The sequence below is a fragment of the Sorangium sp. So ce1335 genome (assembly GCF_051521615.1).
In the GTDB taxonomy this organism is placed as follows: Bacteria; Myxococcota_A; Polyangia; order Polyangiales; family Polyangiaceae; genus Sorangium.
Genome location: NZ_CP150363.1, coordinates 11408100 through 11426280 on the forward strand (window position 1 = coordinate 11408100; position 18181 = coordinate 11426280).

Below are 18181 nucleotides of genomic sequence, written 5' to 3' on the forward strand. Positions count from 1 at the left end.
CGTTTACGCGATATGAATTACGGCTGACGCATCGGAGTAACGCCGCACGAAACGGAGGTCGTCGAGCCTGCGTTCGAGGTTCGCGCGGTTGTGTCGCATTCTCTCTTCGCCCGGGAAGAGCAGACGCAGCCTCTGGATTATGCTTTTCTGGGATGATGCGCCGAGAGCGCGGTGGATGCGGTCGCGATCGATGGTCACGATAATTCCATACCGCTCGAAGATGTCGTCGAGCAGGGCCTCTACGGACATCTTATCCTCCTCGTCCGATCTCACATGGTCCGGTGATCTCATCGCGTGCAGGCGCGCGAGCAGATTCAGGGCGCGCTCGTCCAGCTGATAGCGCTTACGGGCGCCGTCATCTGGCCCCACGATTCCCGCGGCCCTACCGTAAAGGCGCAGGTGGTCCTTCACCTTCGCAGCAACGCGGCTCGGTCCCGTGAAGGCGCGCTGGAGAGCCTGCACTACGATCTGGTGCACCTCGCCTGCGGCCGGTGGCGCGCCAGCTGCGGCTCGTGCCTCGATCGCCTCCTTCACGTACTGCTGGTACTCGCTGGTCGACCGCCGGGACGGGGCTCCTCCGCGAATATCTAGCGTGGCCCACAGCCTCGGCGTCGTCCAGTCGCCCGCCTCAAGCGCGCTCTTCAGGGCCAAGTCCGTAGCAGCGGCATTCGCGATGGCGTGCTGTGCCACAAGCCCGAGCGCGTCCTCGGCGCGGTCACGCCAGAAGCTGAAGATGTTCGACGCCGCACGTGCGCACATCGGGTCGATCTGCTGTCCCTCGACGACGACGAAGAAGCAGGGGACCACGCCCTCCGCGACCGCGAGCCTGCGGAGGAGGGCCACATGGAGGTGGAGGCAGACCAGCCCGGTCATCGTCTCGACCTGCTCGTCGACGGAGAGCCGCGCGGAGGCCTGGAGCCAGGCGCGCCAGTCCTCGGCGACGACGCTGTCGACCCACGTATGCAGGCTGGCGTCGCTCTCGATGACTTCAGCCAAATGCGCTTTCTCCGACGACTTGCCGTCGCTGCCCTTCGATCGGGGACAGAGGGGGGCGAGCACGAGGGCAAGGGGGTGATGCTGCCCCCATTCCGCCGCGCGGGCGGCGACGCCTTTGCGCACCTCCTCGAAGCCCGGCCGGCCCCAGAGCCCGTCGACGACACTCCGGCCCAGCTCGCGGTAGATGGTGCTGACCTTCCTGCTCGCGACGAAGGTAGGGGCGAAGGGGAGAAAGGAATCGGGGTGCCCTTGTCGATTCCATTTGACGGCAAGGCTCACGCCCAGTACCCGCTGCAGGGCCACCAGCGCGGGCCGGTGCTCCCGCTCATTCCAGCCATCGACCAGATCCGGTCCCACCTCACCTGGGTCCTCCCAGAGCCGCTGAAGCTGACTAACGTCACCGCGAGCACCGTGAAGCCGGGCGAGCGCATCAGCCGTGATATCCTCCTCCTTGACCGTCTGCGCTTGTTGCAGACCGAGATAGCGCTGCAAGGATTCGGTCAGATTTTCGAGCTTGGTCGGCGGTGTGCTCATCGGTCAACCGTCTCCTTCGAAGCGGAGCCGGACGGCACCGGAAGAGGTCGTGGTGCTGACGTGATAACTCTTGTTGTCTGCACGCAAGATCACACGCGGTGCGTGTCCCGACGTGCTCGCGCGCGCGAGTAGTTGACTGAAGAATCTGGCGAGGTCGCGCCGGTATGGGCCGAGCGCTCCCAGGAAGGTGAATCCCTCCCGCACACCCAGGAGGGTCTCGACAAGGCGCGCGTTGAGAGGGAGCTGCGCCCATGACTCGCTGGACTGCTCGGGGCGCGCCTCGAGGATGACCTCCGACGCGCACCCCTCGAGCCATTCCTTGATGACGGGCGGCAACTCGGGTCCCCTGCGCAGCCGTGCCTCAAATCGAACGCCGAGGTCGAGCTCGAGCGCGAGCCGCGCGGGATCGCGGAAGCCCGCGGGATCGAGCTGCCTGCGTACCAGCGAGTCCTCTGTTGTGGCCTCAGCCCGGTGCAGCCGGTTCAGCGCCCCGACGACCGCGCGCTTCAGCGGCACGCCGTCCTTGCCATTCGCGTAGTCTTCGAGGAGCGCGAGCGCTCGGCGCCAGGTGGGCCGCTCCGCTTCCGGTGTCACGATGGTGAGGTCCCGCCACCTTCGGAGGCACTGGGTGAGCCTCGCAAGCTCAACACCGAAATTTGATGCCTCGCCGGTCATGGCGACTCGCTGCACGTACGCCACAGCCTCACGCTCGAGTGGGGGGAGCGCCTGACCTCGGAGGAGCGGCTGGCCCGCCCCATGCGTGTTCGATGCAGTCAGCGCGCTCACCTCACGATCGAACGACAGATCTGCGGCCAGCCCTCCGTCAGCCGGGGCGAAAGTTCGAACGACGGGCTCGGCCTGGACCTGGACCGGCTTCGAGCGCTCGGTCCGGAAGAGAGCTTCATAGAACCGATAACCCAGCCGTGTGAGGGGCGTGAGAGTGCTGGTCGCGGAGAGTGCGCCTGTCTGGACGTCCAGACAGCGCAAGCCCGCGGTGATCGTGAGCGCCAGCACGGCTTGAAGCCGCCGAAAGGGCAGGCGCTGCCCCGAGAAATGAGCGCTCGTGAGCACGTCCGTGATCCGGTGTTGCGTCTCGGGTACACGCAGCGACGCCGCGTTGGCCAGTATGGGACAGGTCTCCCTGGCGGTACAGGAGCCGCATGAGGCCTGTTCCCAGAGCTTTTCTGGCGTCCACGCCATGAGCAGCGCCGGAACCGCTGTCCGCACGTGGAACCGGTGCCGGAAGTTCACGACCAGCACGCGCTCCGCGCGCATCCGTTCGTCGAGGCGTTCGGCCGCAGTCTGGTCGATCCAGGCTTCAAGCGAGGGCTGGACCAGGTTCTCCCATAGTGCGGCGAATCTTGGTTCCTGACGCATGATGCGCCGGAGCCTTCCCTCGTTGATCGCGACGAGGAGGCGGGTTACTCCGCCCCCCCCGAGCACGTGCTGCTCGATGAGCTCCTTCAGGCGCGCCTCCTCGATTTCGGAGGCGTCTTTCACGATGATCCAGCCGCCCGCCTGCGTCACCTCTGCGAGCTCATCAGCGTGACCGAGTTGCCGAGCGAGGAGCGCACAAAGCGCAGTTTTCCCATCGCCAGCGTCACCGGTCAGGAAGATCGCGTTGACCTCGATCTGATCCGCGGCGAGCGCCGTAGCGAGCGCATCGAGCCTCGTACGTACGTGGAGTGCCTCATCCGGTGGGAACCAGGGGTAGGTAGCGCGGAGGGCATCTAGAAAATCACGGCGATTCTCGTAAACGTAGGTCGGGTTCGCCTCGCGCTCTTGCGTGCGGAGCGAGTTCAGGTACTCGACCATCGGTTGCGTGATCAATGGGAGCGGGGTCATGGCGGCTCCGAAGCATGGAAGTCTGGTCAGCGCGGGATGAAACGGGAGGCGAACCAACATACACCTGTTTGCGTCCGTAACTCCAGACGGATGCGAGCTGGTACGCCGTTCCCTACGTTCACTCCGGGGTCGACCTCGTCGTATGTACTCACGCGCACGTTGCCGCAGATGGTGAGGGCTGGCGATCCGGAGCGAATCCACGCGCATTCAGGCGGTTGCTCGAGCCGCACATCATCGCACCTCGTAGCTGGCAGGCCAGCGCCGGTCCCACGCGAGCCCGACGCGAGGCTTTGCTCGGGGTACCGCCGGCGATCTCATCACCTCCGGCGCGTTGCTGACCGCCTTGCGTATCAGGGTTTACGAGTCTGGCGCACCGTGGCGATCCCGAAGAGATGCGCATCGACCTTTCGGGCGCTCCTCGATTCGTGGTCCATCATCGGAGGAGTGGTCCTCCCCCGCTTCCGTGGACACCCCGACGGCACCATGGCGCAGAGATGGGACGGAGAAGGACGAGGGCGTTCACGCCCGAGCTTAAGGCGGAGGCGGTACGGCTGGCGAAGGCGGGCGACCGGAGCATCGGCCAGGTGGCGAACGATCTCGACCTGACCGAGACGGCGTTGCGCGAGTAAACCAAGCGCGCGGACACCGACGCGGGCCACGGCCCGCCGGGGGCGTTGACGCTGCCGGAGCGTGAGGAACTGCGGCGGCTGGGCAGCGACGTGAAGCGGCTGGAACTAGAGCGGGGAGCAGGTCCGAGGGGCACGGGCGGAGCCGACAGGCCGAAGAACACCTCGCAGCGAGCCGAATTACACGGATGAGCCTGTATCCCCCGAACCTGCTCCCCGCTCTAGAGTGCGAGATCCGACGCGAGCGGCCGCCGTCGCCTCGATCGGAGACTACATCGACACCGTCTACAACCTCAAACGACGGCATTCGCGGCTTGCCTGCGTGATCGCTATCGCGTACGAGGTGAAGGCCTACGTGACCGCGCTGGCGGTATGGTGAGACTGTCCGCGGGAGCGGGCGAGGACCCCCCACAGCCCAGGTCACGCCTCCGCGGTCACCGCCGCCCCGACCGGCCTCCCGTGCGCGCCGGCGGGCACCACGTCGCTCCACGCCGTCCCATCCACGACGTGCTGCCGGTACAGGCGGGCCTGTTTCACCATGTTCCACCCCACCACGCCGGTGACCTTGCCGCTTCGGCCATAGACCGCGACGAACTGACGCCGCGCAGGGTCGCCGTCCACGACCGCCACCTCGGAATGACCCGGCAGCAGACCATGGACCTGGATCTTGACGTCGAACTGATCGGTCCAGAAGTACGGCACCGGCGTGTACGGCCTGTCCTTGCCGAGGATGTTCGCCGCCACGGCCGTCCCCTGCTCGACGGCGTTGCTCCGGTTCTCCAGGCGCAGCCCCGTTCCCAGCCCCTCGTGCACCCAGAACGCCACGTCGCCGACGGCATAGATGCCCTCCGCTGCCCGGCACCGCGAGTCGCACACGATCCCGTCGGCGATCTGCAGCCCGCTGCCCGCGAGCCACCCCGTTGCCGGGCGGGAGCCAATGGCCACCACGACAACGTCCGCGGGCAGCACCTCGCCGTTCGCCAGACGCACCCCGGAGACCCGTCCTTCGGCGCCGACCAGCCCCTCGACCGCCACGCCGAGGCGCAGCGCCACGCCTTGCGCTGTGTGCAAGCTGGCGAGATACCCGCCGACGAGCGCCCCGAGCTGGCTCTCGAGCGGCGCCGATTGCGGGCCGACGAGGGTCACCGCGAGGCCCATGCCGCGCGCCGTCGCGGCGATCTCCGTGCCGAGCACGCCGTCGCCGACGACGACCACCCGTGGCCCGGCGAGCAGGTCGGCGCGCAGCGCGAGCGCGTCGTCCAGGGTGCGCAGGACGTGGACGCCCGCCCATCGCTCCTGCGCCGGCAGCCGGCGCGGCTCGAGGCCGGTGGCCAGCACGACGACCTCCGCGCGCAGCCTGCGCCCCGTCGCGGTCTCCACCTCGCGCGCCCCCGCGTCGAGGCGAACCGCGGCGTCGCCCAGGATGAGCTCCGCGTCGAGCTTCGCGAGCGCCGCCTCGGGGCGAAGCTGGGTGCCGGCCGGATCCATGGCGCCGGACAGCACCTTCTTCGAGAGCGGCGGCCGGTCGTAGGGCAGGTGCCGCTCCGCGCCGAGCAGCGTCAGCCCGCCCGCGTACCCCTCGCGCCGCAGCGCCTCCGCGACGGCGAGGCCGCCCACGGAGGCGCCGACGACGAGGACGCTCGACGGCGCTCCCATCACGCGCTCTCGCCAAGCCGGATCGCGGCGCCCGGGCAAACGGCGACCGCCTCCCGGACCGCCGCGTGCTGCTCCGCCGGCGGCTCGGCGTCGAGGAGGATCACGATTCCATCATCCCGCTGATCGAAGACCTTCGGCGCGACCATCACGCATTGGCCAGCGCCGCAGCATTTTTCATAGTCGACGATCACCGTGAGCTTCGAACTGGCATCCATGGTTCTCTTCGCCTCCGATTCCGATCCCGCGTCTTGTACCGCGTTCGACTTCGCGTGTGATTCGCGTCTTGTACCGCGTCCGATTCCACGCCTGATTCCACGTCTGATTCCGTGTCCTCCTACGGTTCACCCCGTCGGGGTCACCGGAGCCGTCCAGAGCCCGACGAGCGCGTCGACGAGGCCCACCGCCGCCGCGTCCCACGTGGCCCGCGGCGTCGGGCACCCCGCCTGGAGCGCGCGCTCCCGCTCCGCGCACATGTGCACGATGAGGTGCCGGCTCATGTCGCCGCGCTCCTCCAGCACCTCCTCGGGCCAGATCGGCCGGAGCCGCTCGAGCCCCGCGATGGTCTCCTGCATGGCCGGCGTCGCGATCATCTCGTCGATCACGAGCTTGCGCAAGCCAGGGTCCGTCATGACCTGCGCGGAGAAGCGCGCATACCAGCTCGGGACCCCGAGCGAGGCGATATGGTCGACCGTCGGCCGCACGAGGCACGCGAGCCAGTCGCGCAGGTCCGACGAACCCTTGATGTTCGCCAGCATCGCCTCCCGCCGCCGCTCGATGGCCGGGACATGCCGCCGCACGATCGCGAGCACCAGATCGTCCTTGGTGCCGAAGTGATACCCGACAGCGAAGTTGTTCGCCTGGCCGGCCGCCTCGCTCACCTGGCGGTTCGACACCGCGGCCACCCCGTGCTCGGCGAAGAGCCGCTCCGCCGCGTCCAGGATCACCTCCCTCGTCTCGGTCGCCTGCGCATGCCTCGTCCTCGAGCCGGCCATGCTCACCAGCGTACCAGAAGCCTCTCGATCCCGCCGACGAGCAGGCCCTCGCGGCGCGGCAAGTCCGCGGGGGCGACCGCGAGATCGAGCGCGGGCAAGCGGCGCAGCAGCACGCTGAGCACCGTCTGCAGCTCGGTCCGCGCGAGCGCCTGACCCACGCACGAATGGCCGCCCGCGCCGAACGCGAGGTGCGGGTTCGGCGACCGGCTCAGCACCATCTCGTCGGCCCGATCAAAAGCCCTCTCGTCCCGGTTCGCCGCCGCCATGCTGCAGATGACCGTCGTGCGGCTCGGCACCTTCGTGCCCGAGAGCTCGATGTCCTCGGTGATGAAGCGCGGGAGCCCGAACCCCGCGTTGGCGTCGAAGCGCAGCGCCTCTTCCACCGCGGTGCGGACGAGCGAGGGCTCGGCCAGGAGCTGCTCCCAGCGCCTCCGATCCGAGAGCAGCATGGCGACCATCTTGGCGATCATGTTCGAGGTGGTCTCGTGCCCGGCCACCAGGACGCCCTGCGCCGTCATCAGGAGGATCTTCTCGTTGATGTGCTCTCCCTGGTCGGCGGCCCTGATCAGGTCGCTCAGCAGATCATCCCCGGGCTCTGCGCGCTTCTTCGCGATATGGCCCATCAGGTACTGGACGAACTCCGCCTGCGCCCTGTCCACCTCCTCCTGGGTGAACTGCGTCATGGTGAGCATCGCGTTGGACCAGTGAGCGAGCCTGTCGCGGTCGTCCACGGAGATGCCGAGGATCTCGGCGATCACCCAGACCGGCAAGGGGAAGGCGAGCTCGCTGACGAGATCGGCGGGCGGGCCCTTCGCGACCATCCTGTCGATGAGCCCATTCGCCATCGACTCGATGCTCTGCTGCATGGACGCGATGCGCTTGACGGTGAACCACCGGCTGATGAAGCGCCGCCACCTCTCGTGCTGCTCGCCGCCCGAGATCTCGGCCGCCGCCTCGCTCTCGAAGGCGCTGCCGCCCTCGTTGGCCGTGATCCTCGCCGCGCCCTCCTGGCTCAGGTTCCGGGTGAACCGCGGATCCGAGAGCACCTGGCGCACGTCGTCATACCGCGTGACGAGCACCGCCTCGTCCCCGCTCGGCAGCCGGACATGGGCCACCGGGCAACCCTGGCGGAGCGTCGCCCACTCCTCCGGGGGCTCGACGGCGGTGGGGGCGCGGAACGGATAATCCAGGACCTTCTCGCTGCGATCGGTGGACATCAAGACCTCCAGCCACGGTTTTAAGGCAATCGACTTACAAGTCAAGTGACTTAATTTGAGGCGCGGCGTTCCGGGGCGAGCGGGGCAGCCGGGGTGGGCGCCGTGCAGCGGATGTGGTCAGGACAAGGCGCCTCCGCGACGGCGAGGCCGCCGGCGGAGGCGCCGGCGAAGGGCGCGCGAGAGGGGATCGTCACGCGCGCCCGTGCCCTCACCAGGTGACCGGGAACTCGCGCATGCCGTAGACCGTGGCGTCGTCCTTGAACGACAGCTCCTCCAGGGGCACGGCGGGCCGCAATCCGGGGATCCGCCGGAACAGCGTGTCGATGACGATCTGCAGCTCGAGCCGGGCGAGGTTCTGGCCGAGGCACTGGTGCGGGCCGAAGCCGAACGCGAGGTGGTTGCGGGAGCCGCGCTCGAGATCGAGCTCGTCGGCGTCCTCGAACACCTCGGGATCGCGGTTGGCCGTGTTGGCCAGCGCGAGGACGCCCTCGCCGGCCCGGATGAGCACACCGCCGATCTCCACGTCCTCCGTGGCGATCCGACCGAGCGCGGACTCGGCGATCGTGAAATACCGCAGCAGCTCCTCGACGGCCCCGACGGTCTTCGAGGGATCCTGCCGGAGGGCCGCGAGCTTCTCCGGGTGCTTCAGCAGCACCAGCGTGCTCAGCGAGATCATGTTCGCGGTCGTCTCGTGCCCGGCGATGAGGAGCAGGAACGAAAGGCCGATGAGGCCCTCGAAATCGACGCCGCCGCCCTCGCGCTGCTTCTGGATCTGGCGGCCGATCAGATCGTCGGTGGGGTTCTCCACCCGGGACGCCACGAGCTGGCCCAGATACGCCATGAGCTCGCCGACCGAGCGCGCGACGACGTCGGCAGGCGTCTTGTGACTCACGAGCTGCGCAGAGCGCGTCTGGAAGAACTCGTGATCGGCGTAGGGCACGCCGAGCAGCTCGCAGATCACGAGAGAAGGGACCGGCAGGGCGAGCGCCTGCACGAGATCGACAGGGCGCGGCCCGGCCAGCATGGCGTCGATGTGCTGGTCCACGATCTGCTGGATGCGCGGCCCGAGCGCGTTGGTCCGCTGGACCGTGAACTCCCCGAGCACGGCCCGGCGCGCAGGCCCGTGCTCGGGCGGGTCCAGCTCGAGGAGCAGCGGCTTGAGGGGGCTCGAGGCCGGGCGCTCGCTGGCCAGCGTGGGGAAGTTCGGGTCGCGCCGGTTCGAGCTGAACCGGGGGTCGGACAGGATCGCCCGGATGTGCTTGTGGCTTGTAACGGCCCACACGGTCCTGCCGTTTGGCAATTTCACCTTGGCGAGGGGCGCCTCGTCGCGGAGCCGGCGGTGCTCCGCTGGCGGCGCGTAGGGGCAGGTCCGGGTCATGGGGAGCGTCGGAACGGGATCGGCTGACATGGTTCCACCTCGATTCGGGGCGTAAGCGGAAGGTGTCCTTCCCGCGAGCCGCCCCCAGGCTAGCCGATCGGCTAGTATCGGCAAGCCGATCGGCTAGCCTGGGACCTGTGCCCCGCTAGCCGATCGGCAAGCACCCCGGACGGCCGGCACGCATGCCGGACGGTCCGGCGCGCATGCCATGGCGTGAGGAGCAGGGTACTGTCTCGCGTCCCGCGAGGAGGGCGTATGACCGCCAGCACCGCCGCCCACGACACCCGATCGCGACTGCTCGACACCGCGCTGAAGCTGTTCAGCGAGCACGGGGTCGAGGGAACGTCGCTGCAGATGATCGCCGACGAGCTCGGCGTCACGAAGGCCGCCGTGTACTACCACTTCAGGACCAAGGACGAGATCACCGAGGCCGTCGCCGCGCCCGCCTTGCAGGAGCTCGAGCGGATCATCGACGAGGCGCGGACGAAGCGGAGCCGGGGCGCGCAGATCGACAACGTGCTGGCCGGGTTCGTCGATCTGATCGTCCGCCAGCGCGCGCTCATCGGCCTGTACTACAGCGACCCCGGGATCCAGCGGGTCATGAACAGGACGTTCCAGGCGCCGAGAGGCGAGGACCTCAAGAGCAGAATGAGAGCGGTCCTCGCCGGCGCCCACCCGAGCCTGACCGACGCGATCGCCGTGCACGTCGTGTTCACGGGGCTCGCGATGACCGGCGGCGATCCCGAGTATGCGGGCATCGACGACGACACGCTGCGCGAGCACCTCCTCGCCGCGGGCAGGCGCCTGCTGGGCCGCCCCCGCCAGCGCCAGGGCAAGGACCTTCCCGAATCCGTCCCTCCGCGGGCGCCCGGGGGGTGAGCGCGAGCGCTCGGGCGCGTCGACCACGCGGCGCGCGGAGCCACGGCGGCCACCGGGGCACGTCGTCGGCGCGGTGCGTGACGGGACCCGGGAACTCTGGCACCTAGAGTGCCATGGCCGCCGTCCTCGCTCCCCCGCGCTCTTCCCCGACGAACGCCCCGCTGCGCGTCGTCGCGAGGCAGACGTTCAGCCGGGTCGCCGGCGCGCCGCTCATCGGGGGGAACGCGGTCGATCTGCTGATCGACGGGCGCGCCAACTTCGACGCCTGGCTCGCCGCGATACGGGCGGCGCGCACCTCGATCCTGCTCGAGAACTACATCTTCGACGACGACGCGCTGGCGCGCGAGTTCCGCGGCGCGCTCAGCGAGCGCGCCGCGGCGGGCGTCGACGTCCGCGTGATCCGCGACTGGTTCGGGTGCATCGGGTCGTCGACGGACCACTTCTGGAGAGAGCTGCGCGCGGCGGGCGGCGAGGTCCGCACCTACAACCCGTTCAGCTTCACGAGCCCGTTCGGCTGGGTGACGCGCGACCATCGCAAGCTGCTCGTCATCGACGCCGAGGTCGGCTTCGTCTCCGGCATCTGCGTGAGCGGCAGGTGGCTCGGCGACCCGGCGCGCCGCGTGCCGCCGTGGCGCGACACGGGGGTCGCCGTGCGGGGGCCCGCGGTCCACGCGCTCGCGGTCGCCTTCGCCGACAACTGGGCGACGCTCGGCGACGGCCTGCCCCCCGACCTGCCCGTGCTCGCCGACGCCCCACCGCCGGTGGGAAACGTGGACGTGCGCGTCGTGGCGAAGCTGCCGAGCACGACCGGGCTCTACCGGCTCGATCAGCTCATCGCCGCGCTGGCCCAGCGATCGCTCTGGCTCACGGACGCGTACTTCGTCGGCATCGCGCCGTACGTGCAGGCGCTCGCGGCGGCGGCGCGCGATGGAGTCGACGTGCGCCTGCTCGTCCCGGGCACGAGCGATATCCCGGCGGTGGGCACGCTGTCGCGGGCCGGGTATCGCCCGCTGCTCGAGGCCGGGGTCCGCGTCTACGAGTGGAACGGATCCATGCTCCACGCGAAGACCGCGGTGGCGGATGGCCGCTGGGCGCGCGTTGGATCGAGCAACCTCAATATCGCGAGCTGGCTGGAGAACTGCGAGATCGACGTGGCGATCGAAGATGAGGAGTTCGCCGGGCGCATGCAGGCGCAGTTCGAGGAAGACCTCCGCGGCGCGACGGAGATCGTCCTCCACGCGCGGCGCCGCGCCGCCCCCGGCAGGGCGCGCCCCCCGCAGGGCGCCGGGACGGGGCGCTCCGCCGCGGGCGCCTTGCGCCTCGCGAACACCGTGGGCGCGGCGATCACGAACCGCCGCGTCCTCGGCGCGGCCGAGGGGGGGATCCTGCTCGGCGGGGCGCTCTTGCTGCTCGGCAGCGCGGCGGTCGCCCTGTGGGTTCCGAAGCTCCTCGCGTGGCCGCTCGCCGTGCTCGCGCTGTGGTCGGCGGTCAGCCTGATCATCCGGTACGTGGCCCTCGCCCGCAGGGCCAGGGCCGCCGCCTCATCGCCGCACTCGTCGCCGGGCTCATCGCCGCGCGCACCGTGAGGCGGTCGAGCTCGCCGGCGTCGCCGCGCTGGCTGCTGAGCTCCGGCTGGCCGCCCACTTGACGCCCAGGAGGTACGGTACGTACACGCCCTTGAACCGCAGTTCGTAGCAACCTCGAACGGCCCCCGTCGATCACCGCGAGCTCGCGCGAACGTGCGCCCCGCCGCCCGTTCGCGCGATCCGCTCGCTCGATCGGAGCGGGGCCACCGACTGGAGCGCAATCATGCTGAAGGTGGCCATCATTCTGGGGAGCACGCGGCCGGGACGAAACGGCGAGGCCGTCGCGAAGTGGGTCCACGGCGTGGCGACGAAGAAGGGAGGCGCCGAGTACGAGCTCGTCGATATCAAGGACTTCGACCTGCCGCTGCTCGACGAGCCGGCGCCGCCGTCGATGGGACAGTACACGAAGCCTCATACGAAGGCGTGGGCGGCGAAGATCGATTCCTTCGACGCCTTCGTGTTCGTCACGCCGGAGTACAACCACGGCACCTCGGGCGCGCTCAAGAACGCGATCGATTACCTGTACAAGGAATGGAACAACAAGGCGGCCGGCTTCGTGAGCTACGGCAGCGCGGGAGGCGCTCGCGCCGTCGAGCACCTGCGGCTCGTGATGGCCGAGCTCCAGGTCGCGGACGTGCGCGCGCAGGTCATGCTCTCCCTGTACGACGATTTCGAGAACTTCAGCGTGTTCAAGCCCCACCCTCGCCACGAGAAGTCGGTCGGCAACATGCTCGACCAGCTCCTCGCCTGGGGCGGCGCGATGAAGACGCTCCGCGGCAAGTGAGCAACACGCGCTGACAGGACAGCTCGATCGAGCGCGCCCGGCGCCGCGCCCGGACCTGTCGCCGCGTGGCTGGCGCGTGGTTTCGCGTGTTGCCGCACAACTTGCTGAAATTTCGGCTCTTTCTCCGGATGCCTCGCCCGGGCCAGCCATGGACGTAGCCGCACTGGAAATCCGGCCGCGCTGACGCCCCACGGCGCCTCGCCCCGCGGCGGGCGAGCGTTGCGATCCCGGGCGGAACCGCATACAGTCGATCGTAGCCTTGTGATCGGCACGGTCATCGACGGCAAGTACCGGATAGCCAAGCTCCTCGGCGAGGGAGCGATGGGCTCGGTGTATGAGGCCGAGCACACAGCCACGGGCCGGCGCTGCGCCATCAAGGTGATCAGCTCGCTCGACCTGACCCGCGATCCGAAGATCGTGCAGCGCTTCCAGCGCGAGGCGCGCGCCGCCGGGGCCATCGACACGCAGCACATCACCCAGGTGCTCGACGCCGGGGTCGATCGCGAGACGAAGCTGCCGTTCCTCGCGATGGAGTTCCTCTCCGGCGAGGACCTCCAGCACCTCCTGCTCCGCACCGGCCCGCTCGCGCCGCACGTCGCGCTGCGCATCGCCGTGCACTGCTGCCTCGGGCTGCAGAAGGCGCACGACGCGGGCGTCGTCCACCGCGACATCAAGCCGCACAACCTGTTCCTCGCGCGGCGCGACGCGGGCGAGATCATCGTCAAGCTGCTCGATTTCGGGATCGCCAAGGTCAAGATGGACCAGGCGAACGACACCGAGGGGGCCGATCTCACGAAGACCGGCAGCCTCGTGGGCTCGCCGCTCTACATGTCGCCGGAGCAGGCCGTCGGGCAGCGCGAGATCGACCACCGCACCGACATCTGGTCGCTCGGCGCCGTCCTCTATCAGGCGCTGTCCGGGCGCACGCCCTTCCACGACATCAAGGCGCTCGGGCAGCTCATCCTCTCGATCTGCTCGTCGCCCGTGCCGCCGCTCCAGGACTTCGCGCCGTGGGTCCCGGCAGAGATCGCGGCGATCGTGCACCGCTGCCTCCAGCAGGACCCGGCGCGCCGGTTCCAGAGCGCGCAGGAGCTCCTGGCCACGCTCCGGCCGATGCTGCCTTACGGGTGGGCCATCCAGGAGGACATGCTCGGCCCCCTGACCGAGGCGCACCGCCACCACGTGGCCCCGCGCCTCGGCGCGATCGGCCCCGAGCTGCGGCAGAGCAACCCGCACGCGTCGATACCCCCCGCGAACGCGAGCGGCGGGTACCCGGCCGTCAGCGGCGCGGCGCTGCCGAGCGGGGCGTACCCGGCCGCGTCGGGCGCGAACGCGAGCGGGGCGTACCCGGCCGCGTCGGGCGCGAACGCGAGCGGCGGGTACCCGGCCGCGTCGGGCGCGGCGCTGCCGAGCGGGGCGTACCCCGCCGTGCCGGCAGGCACGCAGGGCGGGCTCACGGCGTCTCGCTCCGGCGGCGGCGCGCGCCTCGGGCGGTCCGCCAAGGGCATCGCGCTCGTCGGCGGCGTCGCCGCGCTCGGCGCCGTCGTGGGGCTGGGGGTGATGGCGGCGCAGCGCTTCTCCGCGACCCCCGAGGTCGCCCCGGCGCCGATCACGGCGCCGGAGCCCGTCGCGTCGGCCAGCCAGGCCGCGCCCCCGACCCCGGTCGCGGTCGTCGAGGCGCCGCCCAGCACGCCCAGCACCACGAAGCCGCCCGACGCGCCGCCGGAGCGGCGCGTGCGCGTCGTGATCTGGCCGGAAGACGCGCTCGTCGAGCTCGAGGGCGAGCGCGCGGCCACCTCCGACGGCGTCCTCGAGATCAACGGGCGCCTCGGCAGGACGTACAAGGTCCGCGTGTTCAAGGGCTCGTCCCAGGTGACGACCGAGATCGCCATCACCGAGGGCGGGGCGTACCCCGCGAAGGTCGAGCTCCCCACCGCGCACGCGCGGCCCGCGTCGACGCCGAAGGCGAGCGCCGCGCCGGCGCCGAGCACGACGCGCCCCGCGGTGCCTCCGGGGTTCACGCACGACACCGACGAATTCAAGCAGTGAGCCTCCTTGGAGCAGGGCGGGACAGACGAACGTGATGGGCGAGCGTGAGCGGCCGTCGGCCGGGCGAAGCGGGCCGACGCAGGGATCCGAGGCAGCCGATCTTCCGGGCTCGAGGGGCGCGCCCCGCGGGCGCGCGGCCCTCCGGACGGCGCTGGCGGCGGGGCTGCTGGCGGCGCTCGCGCCGCTGCCGGCGCGGGCGCAGTCCGGCGCGCCGCCGTCGCCGGGCGGGGCGCCGCCGTCGCCGGGCGGGGCGCCGCCGTCGCCGGGCGGGGCGGCGCAGCCGCCGGGCGGGGCGGCGCAGCCGCCGGGCGGGGCGGCGCAGCCGCCGGGCGGGGCGGCGCCGTCGCCGGGCCAGGCGGCGCCGTCGCCCGGCGGGGCAGGGCCGGCCCCGGCGGCCTCCGGCGAGGCCGCGCCGGCGCAGGACCCGGCGGCGCCCCGCTCGCTGGGGGACGAGGTCCCGGTGTCCGAGGCCGTCCGCCAGGAGGCGCTTCAGCACTTCGAGAAGGGGCTCGCGCTCCTCGGTCAGGGGGCGCTCGGGCCCGCGCTCGCGGAGTTCATGCTCTCGCGCAAGCTGTTCCCGACGCGCGCCGCGACGAGGAACGCGGCGATCGCGCTGCGGGAGCTGCGGCGCCACAACGAGGCGCTCGACATGTTCGAGGCGTTCCTCCGCGACTTCAACGTGTCCGCCGCCGAGCGCGCGGCCGTCCAGCGCGACATCGCCGAGCTCAGGACGCGCGTCGGGACGATCGACATCACCGGCGCCGAGCCCGGCGCGTCCATCGTCGTGAGCGGCGAGGACCGCGGCCAGTATCCGCCCTTCAAGCCGATCCGCGTGCCCGCAGGGCCGCACGTGATCCGCGTCTTCAAGGAGGGGTTCGAGCCGTTCGAGCGGCGCGTCGACGTCGCCGGCGGCCAGACGATCCCGGTGCAGGCCAGGCTCCGCAGGCTCACCCGGGCCGGCAGGCTGCGCGTCGTCGAGCGCACCGGCAAGACGGTCGACGTGCTCGTCGACAACGTCGTCGTCGGGCGCACGCCGTGGCTCGGCACGCTGTCGGTCGGCAACCACATGGTCACGCTGCGCGGGGAGGGGAAGCTCGGCTCCCAGCCGACCGCCGCGCCGGTGCGGCCGCAGGAGCTCACGACGCTGTCGCTGCTCGCCGAGGAGCTCGACGCCTCGCTGCGCGTCAACCCCACGCCGCCGGGCGCGAGCGTGTGGATCAACTCGGTCAACGTCGGCAACGGCGTGTGGCTCGGCCGGCTGAAGAGCGGCCGGCACCAGGTCGAGGTGAAGGCCGACGGGTTCCTCACCGCGTCGCGGTCCGTGACGCTCGACAGCGGGGAGCGCGAGGTGGTCACGCTGCAGCTCGAGCAGGACGAGGACGCGCCGGTCTGGCGCAAGCCGCCGAAGATCGCGCTCGACGCGAGCGCGTCGTTCCTGCTCGCGCCGACGCTCGGGGGCGACGTCGCCGGTTGCTCCGGCGGTTGCTCGCGCTCGCTCGGGCTCGGCGCCGCCGCCTTCCTCCACGGCGCCTACGAGCTCGGCTCGGGGCTCGGGTTCGGGGTCGAGGTCGGGGGGCTCATGGCGTTCCAGGGGGTCGAGGGCCGCGACGCCGAGCTCTATCCGGTGGGCGTGTCCGAGCCGGATCGAGGCCGCGCGGACGACGATCTGCGGCTGAGCGGCGCGCTCCTCGGCGCGACGATCGGCTACCACGTGGAGCAGCGCTTCCCCCTGCAGTTCCGGCTCGGCGCGGGGGTGCTGCTCGGCCAGGTGCGCGACGAGCGGAGGGGCCAGTTCACGGCGCGGGACGGCAGCGCGATCTACGCCGAGCCGGCCGCGGCGTTCTCGTCGGCCACGTACGTCTACCTGGATCCCGAGGCGCGGATCGGCGCCCGCTTCGCCGACCACTTCGAGGTCTCGGCCGGGGTGAAGCTGCTCGTGCTCATCGCGCCCGAGCCGCCCAGGTGGGATCCGACCATCGAGATCCCGGCGTCGACCGACGGGATCGGCACCTACAGGCCCGAGCCCGTGATGGGCGACCTCGTGTTCATGGTCGCGCCCGGCGTGAGCCTTCGTTACGACTTCTGAGCGCTCCGTGCGTCAGGAATCCCGCCAGAGAAACCGAGCACGAGCTGCTGCCGCAGGACGTCGCCCCCGAGCGCCAGGGTCGGAGCGCTCAACCTGGCCTGACCTTGCGCCCGCACCTGGGCGGCGTTCTCGCTGAAGGCGCGGCCATCTCGCGCGTGTGGACGCAGCGTCGCCCGATGGCCGGGCGCGACGCGCCTGACCGGCCGGCGCTCCGGCGGCCGGGGCGCGCGTCAGGTCGAGCCGCGGCCGACCTCGCCACAGCTCATCGGACATGGCGCTCCGGATGGACTGGGCGCTCGGGCAGCGCGCGATGACGGTCGAGCTGACCGAGCTGCGCTCGGAGGTGGCGCACCGGTTCTCGATCGCGGGGCGGCAAGAAGCAGCGGGCGGCGGCGCTGCTCGGCGTCGACCGGCGGACGCTGCAGCGCTGGTTCGGCGGGGGGACGACGGCGAGGAGGGGGGGTGAGGCCTGGTTTCACCCGCCGGAAGTCAGGCCAGGGGGTGATCACGATGGGCGGTGGCCCTGAGCGCCGAGGAGGCTCCGGGTGAGCGGCCCCCGTCGACGAGGAGCTCGTGCAGCGCCTCCTTGAGGTCCTCCTCGGCGACCGCGGCGCCGCGCCCCGCGTCGGCCGCGAACAGCGCCGCCCGCCTCCAAGTGCCTCGGCCGCAACCGCATCCCAAACCTCGCCGAGCTACGCCGCCGCGTCCGGCCCCGGTCGCTGCCGCCTCGCAGAGGGGAATCATCTCGCTGAGGCGCAGGTCTCCAGAGACGGCCTTGGGAGGGATCAGGGCATTTGCAAGCAGTAGCGAGGCTCTTCGAAGCTTCGTATGGATTGACCATCTTCGCTGACGTCGAGCGTGAAGTAGCTATAGGCGGACCCCTCATCACATTCCTCTTCGTACTGCTGCGGGCCGGCCGTCGTCCCGCCGATGGGATCGAGCCATTGTTCGACGCCAGGCGTCGACGATTTCCATACCTCGGGCGTCGAGCAACCGAACTGGACCTGGTACACATGCTCTGCGTCGTACGTATACCTGAACGCCACGACATTCATGGGATAGTCGCAGAATTTGGAGACGTGCGAGCCCGCCATGCTGCCGAGCACCGGGCCGGAATCGTATCCGTTCCCCGTGTGACCGTCGCTCTGAAAGTCGGCGCAATGAAGAACGAACCCGTTGAGCCACGCGTCACCCCAGACGCGGGCGCCCACGGCGACCCCCTTGCCAGGCACGCACTCTTGGACCATCACGTCGCCGCCCGCCCCGCCGCCGCCCGTGCCGCCGCCCGCCCCGCCGCCTCCCGCTTCGCCTCCGCCGCCGCCAGCGCCGCCCGCCTCGCCGCCTCCCGCTTCGGCGCCGCCGCCACCGGCGCCACCGCTTCCGCCAGCTCCTCCAGCGGCCTCACCGTTGAAATCAAGCGATCCTACCCCCGAGATCAGCGTGCATCCCGCGGTCGCGGCGAATCCTACGATCAGCACACCCATCCTCGCAATTCGCATGCGTTGCGTAGCCATCGTTCCTCCTCCGTCAGAAGCCGCCTCGATCTCGCCGCG

Annotated in this window: 15 protein-coding genes and 1 pseudogene; 8 read left to right on the forward strand and 8 right to left on the reverse strand. The window is 70.7% G+C overall.

Going from position 1 to position 18181, the window contains the following annotated elements; genetic code table 11:
- Nucleotides 1-3 precede the first annotated feature (3 nt).
- Entirely contained in the window at nt 4-1530 is a 1527-nt protein-coding gene (locus WMF24_RS42705) for a hypothetical protein (protein ID WP_437733219.1), read from the reverse strand.
- A gap of 3 nt (nt 1531-1533) precedes the next feature.
- On the reverse strand, nt 1534-3375 hold the full coding sequence (locus tag WMF24_RS42710) for a hypothetical protein (RefSeq protein ID WP_437733220.1): 1842 nt from the start codon (nt 3373-3375) through the stop codon (nt 1534-1536).
- A gap of 494 nt (nt 3376-3869) precedes the next feature.
- Between WMF24_RS42710 and WMF24_RS42715 the strand changes: the two genes are divergently transcribed.
- Together WMF24_RS42715 and WMF24_RS42720 are read left to right on the forward strand one after the other, a co-directional pair.
- The gene (locus WMF24_RS42715; protein ID WP_437733221.1) at nt 3870-4004 is read left to right on the forward strand and encodes a transposase; all 135 of its coding nucleotides are present in this window, start codon (nt 3870-3872) and stop codon (nt 4002-4004) included.
- A gap of 223 nt (nt 4005-4227) precedes the next feature.
- Nucleotides 4228-4380 carry a hypothetical protein gene (locus WMF24_RS42720; RefSeq protein WP_437733222.1) on the forward strand — a complete coding sequence of 51 codons (153 nt, stop codon included), beginning with the start codon at nt 4228-4230 and terminating at the stop codon, nt 4378-4380.
- A 41-nt stretch (nt 4381-4421) separates the two neighbouring features.
- Here the strand turns inward: WMF24_RS42720 and WMF24_RS42725 are convergent, their stop codons facing one another.
- From WMF24_RS42725 to WMF24_RS42745, 5 genes are all read right to left on the reverse strand, one after another.
- Complete coding sequence (locus tag WMF24_RS42725; RefSeq protein ID WP_437733223.1) at nt 4422-5657, reverse strand: NAD(P)/FAD-dependent oxidoreductase; 1236 nt, start codon at nt 5655-5657, stop codon at nt 4422-4424.
- Nucleotides 5657-5872 (reverse strand): ferredoxin, encoded by a 216-nt coding sequence (locus tag WMF24_RS42730; protein ID WP_437733224.1) that lies wholly within the window; start codon nt 5870-5872, stop codon nt 5657-5659. The genes WMF24_RS42725 and WMF24_RS42730 overlap by 1 nt, the downstream gene beginning before the upstream one ends.
- Nucleotides 5873-5998: 126 nt before the next feature.
- Nucleotides 5999-6649, reverse strand: coding sequence for a TetR/AcrR family transcriptional regulator (locus WMF24_RS42735; protein ID WP_437733225.1), 651 nt, complete (start codon nt 6647-6649; stop codon nt 5999-6001).
- Between the two features lie 2 nt (nt 6650-6651).
- The gene (locus WMF24_RS42740; protein ID WP_437733226.1) at nt 6652-7866 is read right to left on the reverse strand and encodes a cytochrome P450; all 1215 of its coding nucleotides are present in this window, start codon (nt 7864-7866) and stop codon (nt 6652-6654) included.
- 208 nt (nt 7867-8074) lie between these two features.
- The gene (locus tag WMF24_RS42745; protein WP_437733227.1) at nt 8075-9274 is read right to left on the reverse strand and encodes a cytochrome P450; all 1200 of its coding nucleotides are present in this window, start codon (nt 9272-9274) and stop codon (nt 8075-8077) included.
- Between the two features lie 225 nt (nt 9275-9499).
- On the opposite strand from WMF24_RS42745, the gene WMF24_RS42750 reads away from it, so the two are divergent.
- The 6 genes and pseudogenes from WMF24_RS42750 to WMF24_RS42775 form a co-directional block, all read left to right on the forward strand.
- Complete coding sequence (locus tag WMF24_RS42750; protein WP_437733228.1) at nt 9500-10123, forward strand: TetR/AcrR family transcriptional regulator; 624 nt, start codon at nt 9500-9502, stop codon at nt 10121-10123.
- 113 nt (nt 10124-10236) lie between these two features.
- Nucleotides 10237-11709 carry a phospholipase D-like domain-containing protein gene (locus tag WMF24_RS42755; protein ID WP_437733229.1) on the forward strand — a complete coding sequence of 491 codons (1473 nt, stop codon included), beginning with the start codon at nt 10237-10239 and terminating at the stop codon, nt 11707-11709.
- Between the two features lie 223 nt (nt 11710-11932).
- On the forward strand, nt 11933-12493 hold the full coding sequence (locus tag WMF24_RS42760; protein WP_437733230.1) for an NADPH-dependent FMN reductase: 561 nt from the start codon (nt 11933-11935) through the stop codon (nt 12491-12493).
- A 261-nt stretch (nt 12494-12754) separates the two neighbouring features.
- The gene (locus WMF24_RS42765) at nt 12755-14542 is read left to right on the forward strand and encodes a protein kinase domain-containing protein (RefSeq protein ID WP_437733231.1); all 1788 of its coding nucleotides are present in this window, start codon (nt 12755-12757) and stop codon (nt 14540-14542) included.
- Between the two features lie 34 nt (nt 14543-14576).
- Nucleotides 14577-16628: a PEGA domain-containing protein gene (locus WMF24_RS42770; protein WP_437733232.1), complete on the forward strand. Its 2052-nt coding sequence runs from the start codon at nt 14577-14579 to the stop codon at nt 16626-16628.
- A 392-nt stretch (nt 16629-17020) separates the two neighbouring features.
- Nucleotides 17021-17155, forward strand: a pseudogene (locus tag WMF24_RS42775) (hypothetical protein); the annotation flags it as partial.
- A gap of 258 nt (nt 17156-17413) precedes the next feature.
- Here the strand turns inward: WMF24_RS42775 and WMF24_RS42780 are convergent.
- Nucleotides 17414-18142: a hypothetical protein gene (locus tag WMF24_RS42780; RefSeq protein ID WP_437733233.1), complete on the reverse strand. Its 729-nt coding sequence runs from the start codon at nt 18140-18142 to the stop codon at nt 17414-17416.
- Between the last annotated feature and the right edge of the window lie 39 nt (nt 18143-18181).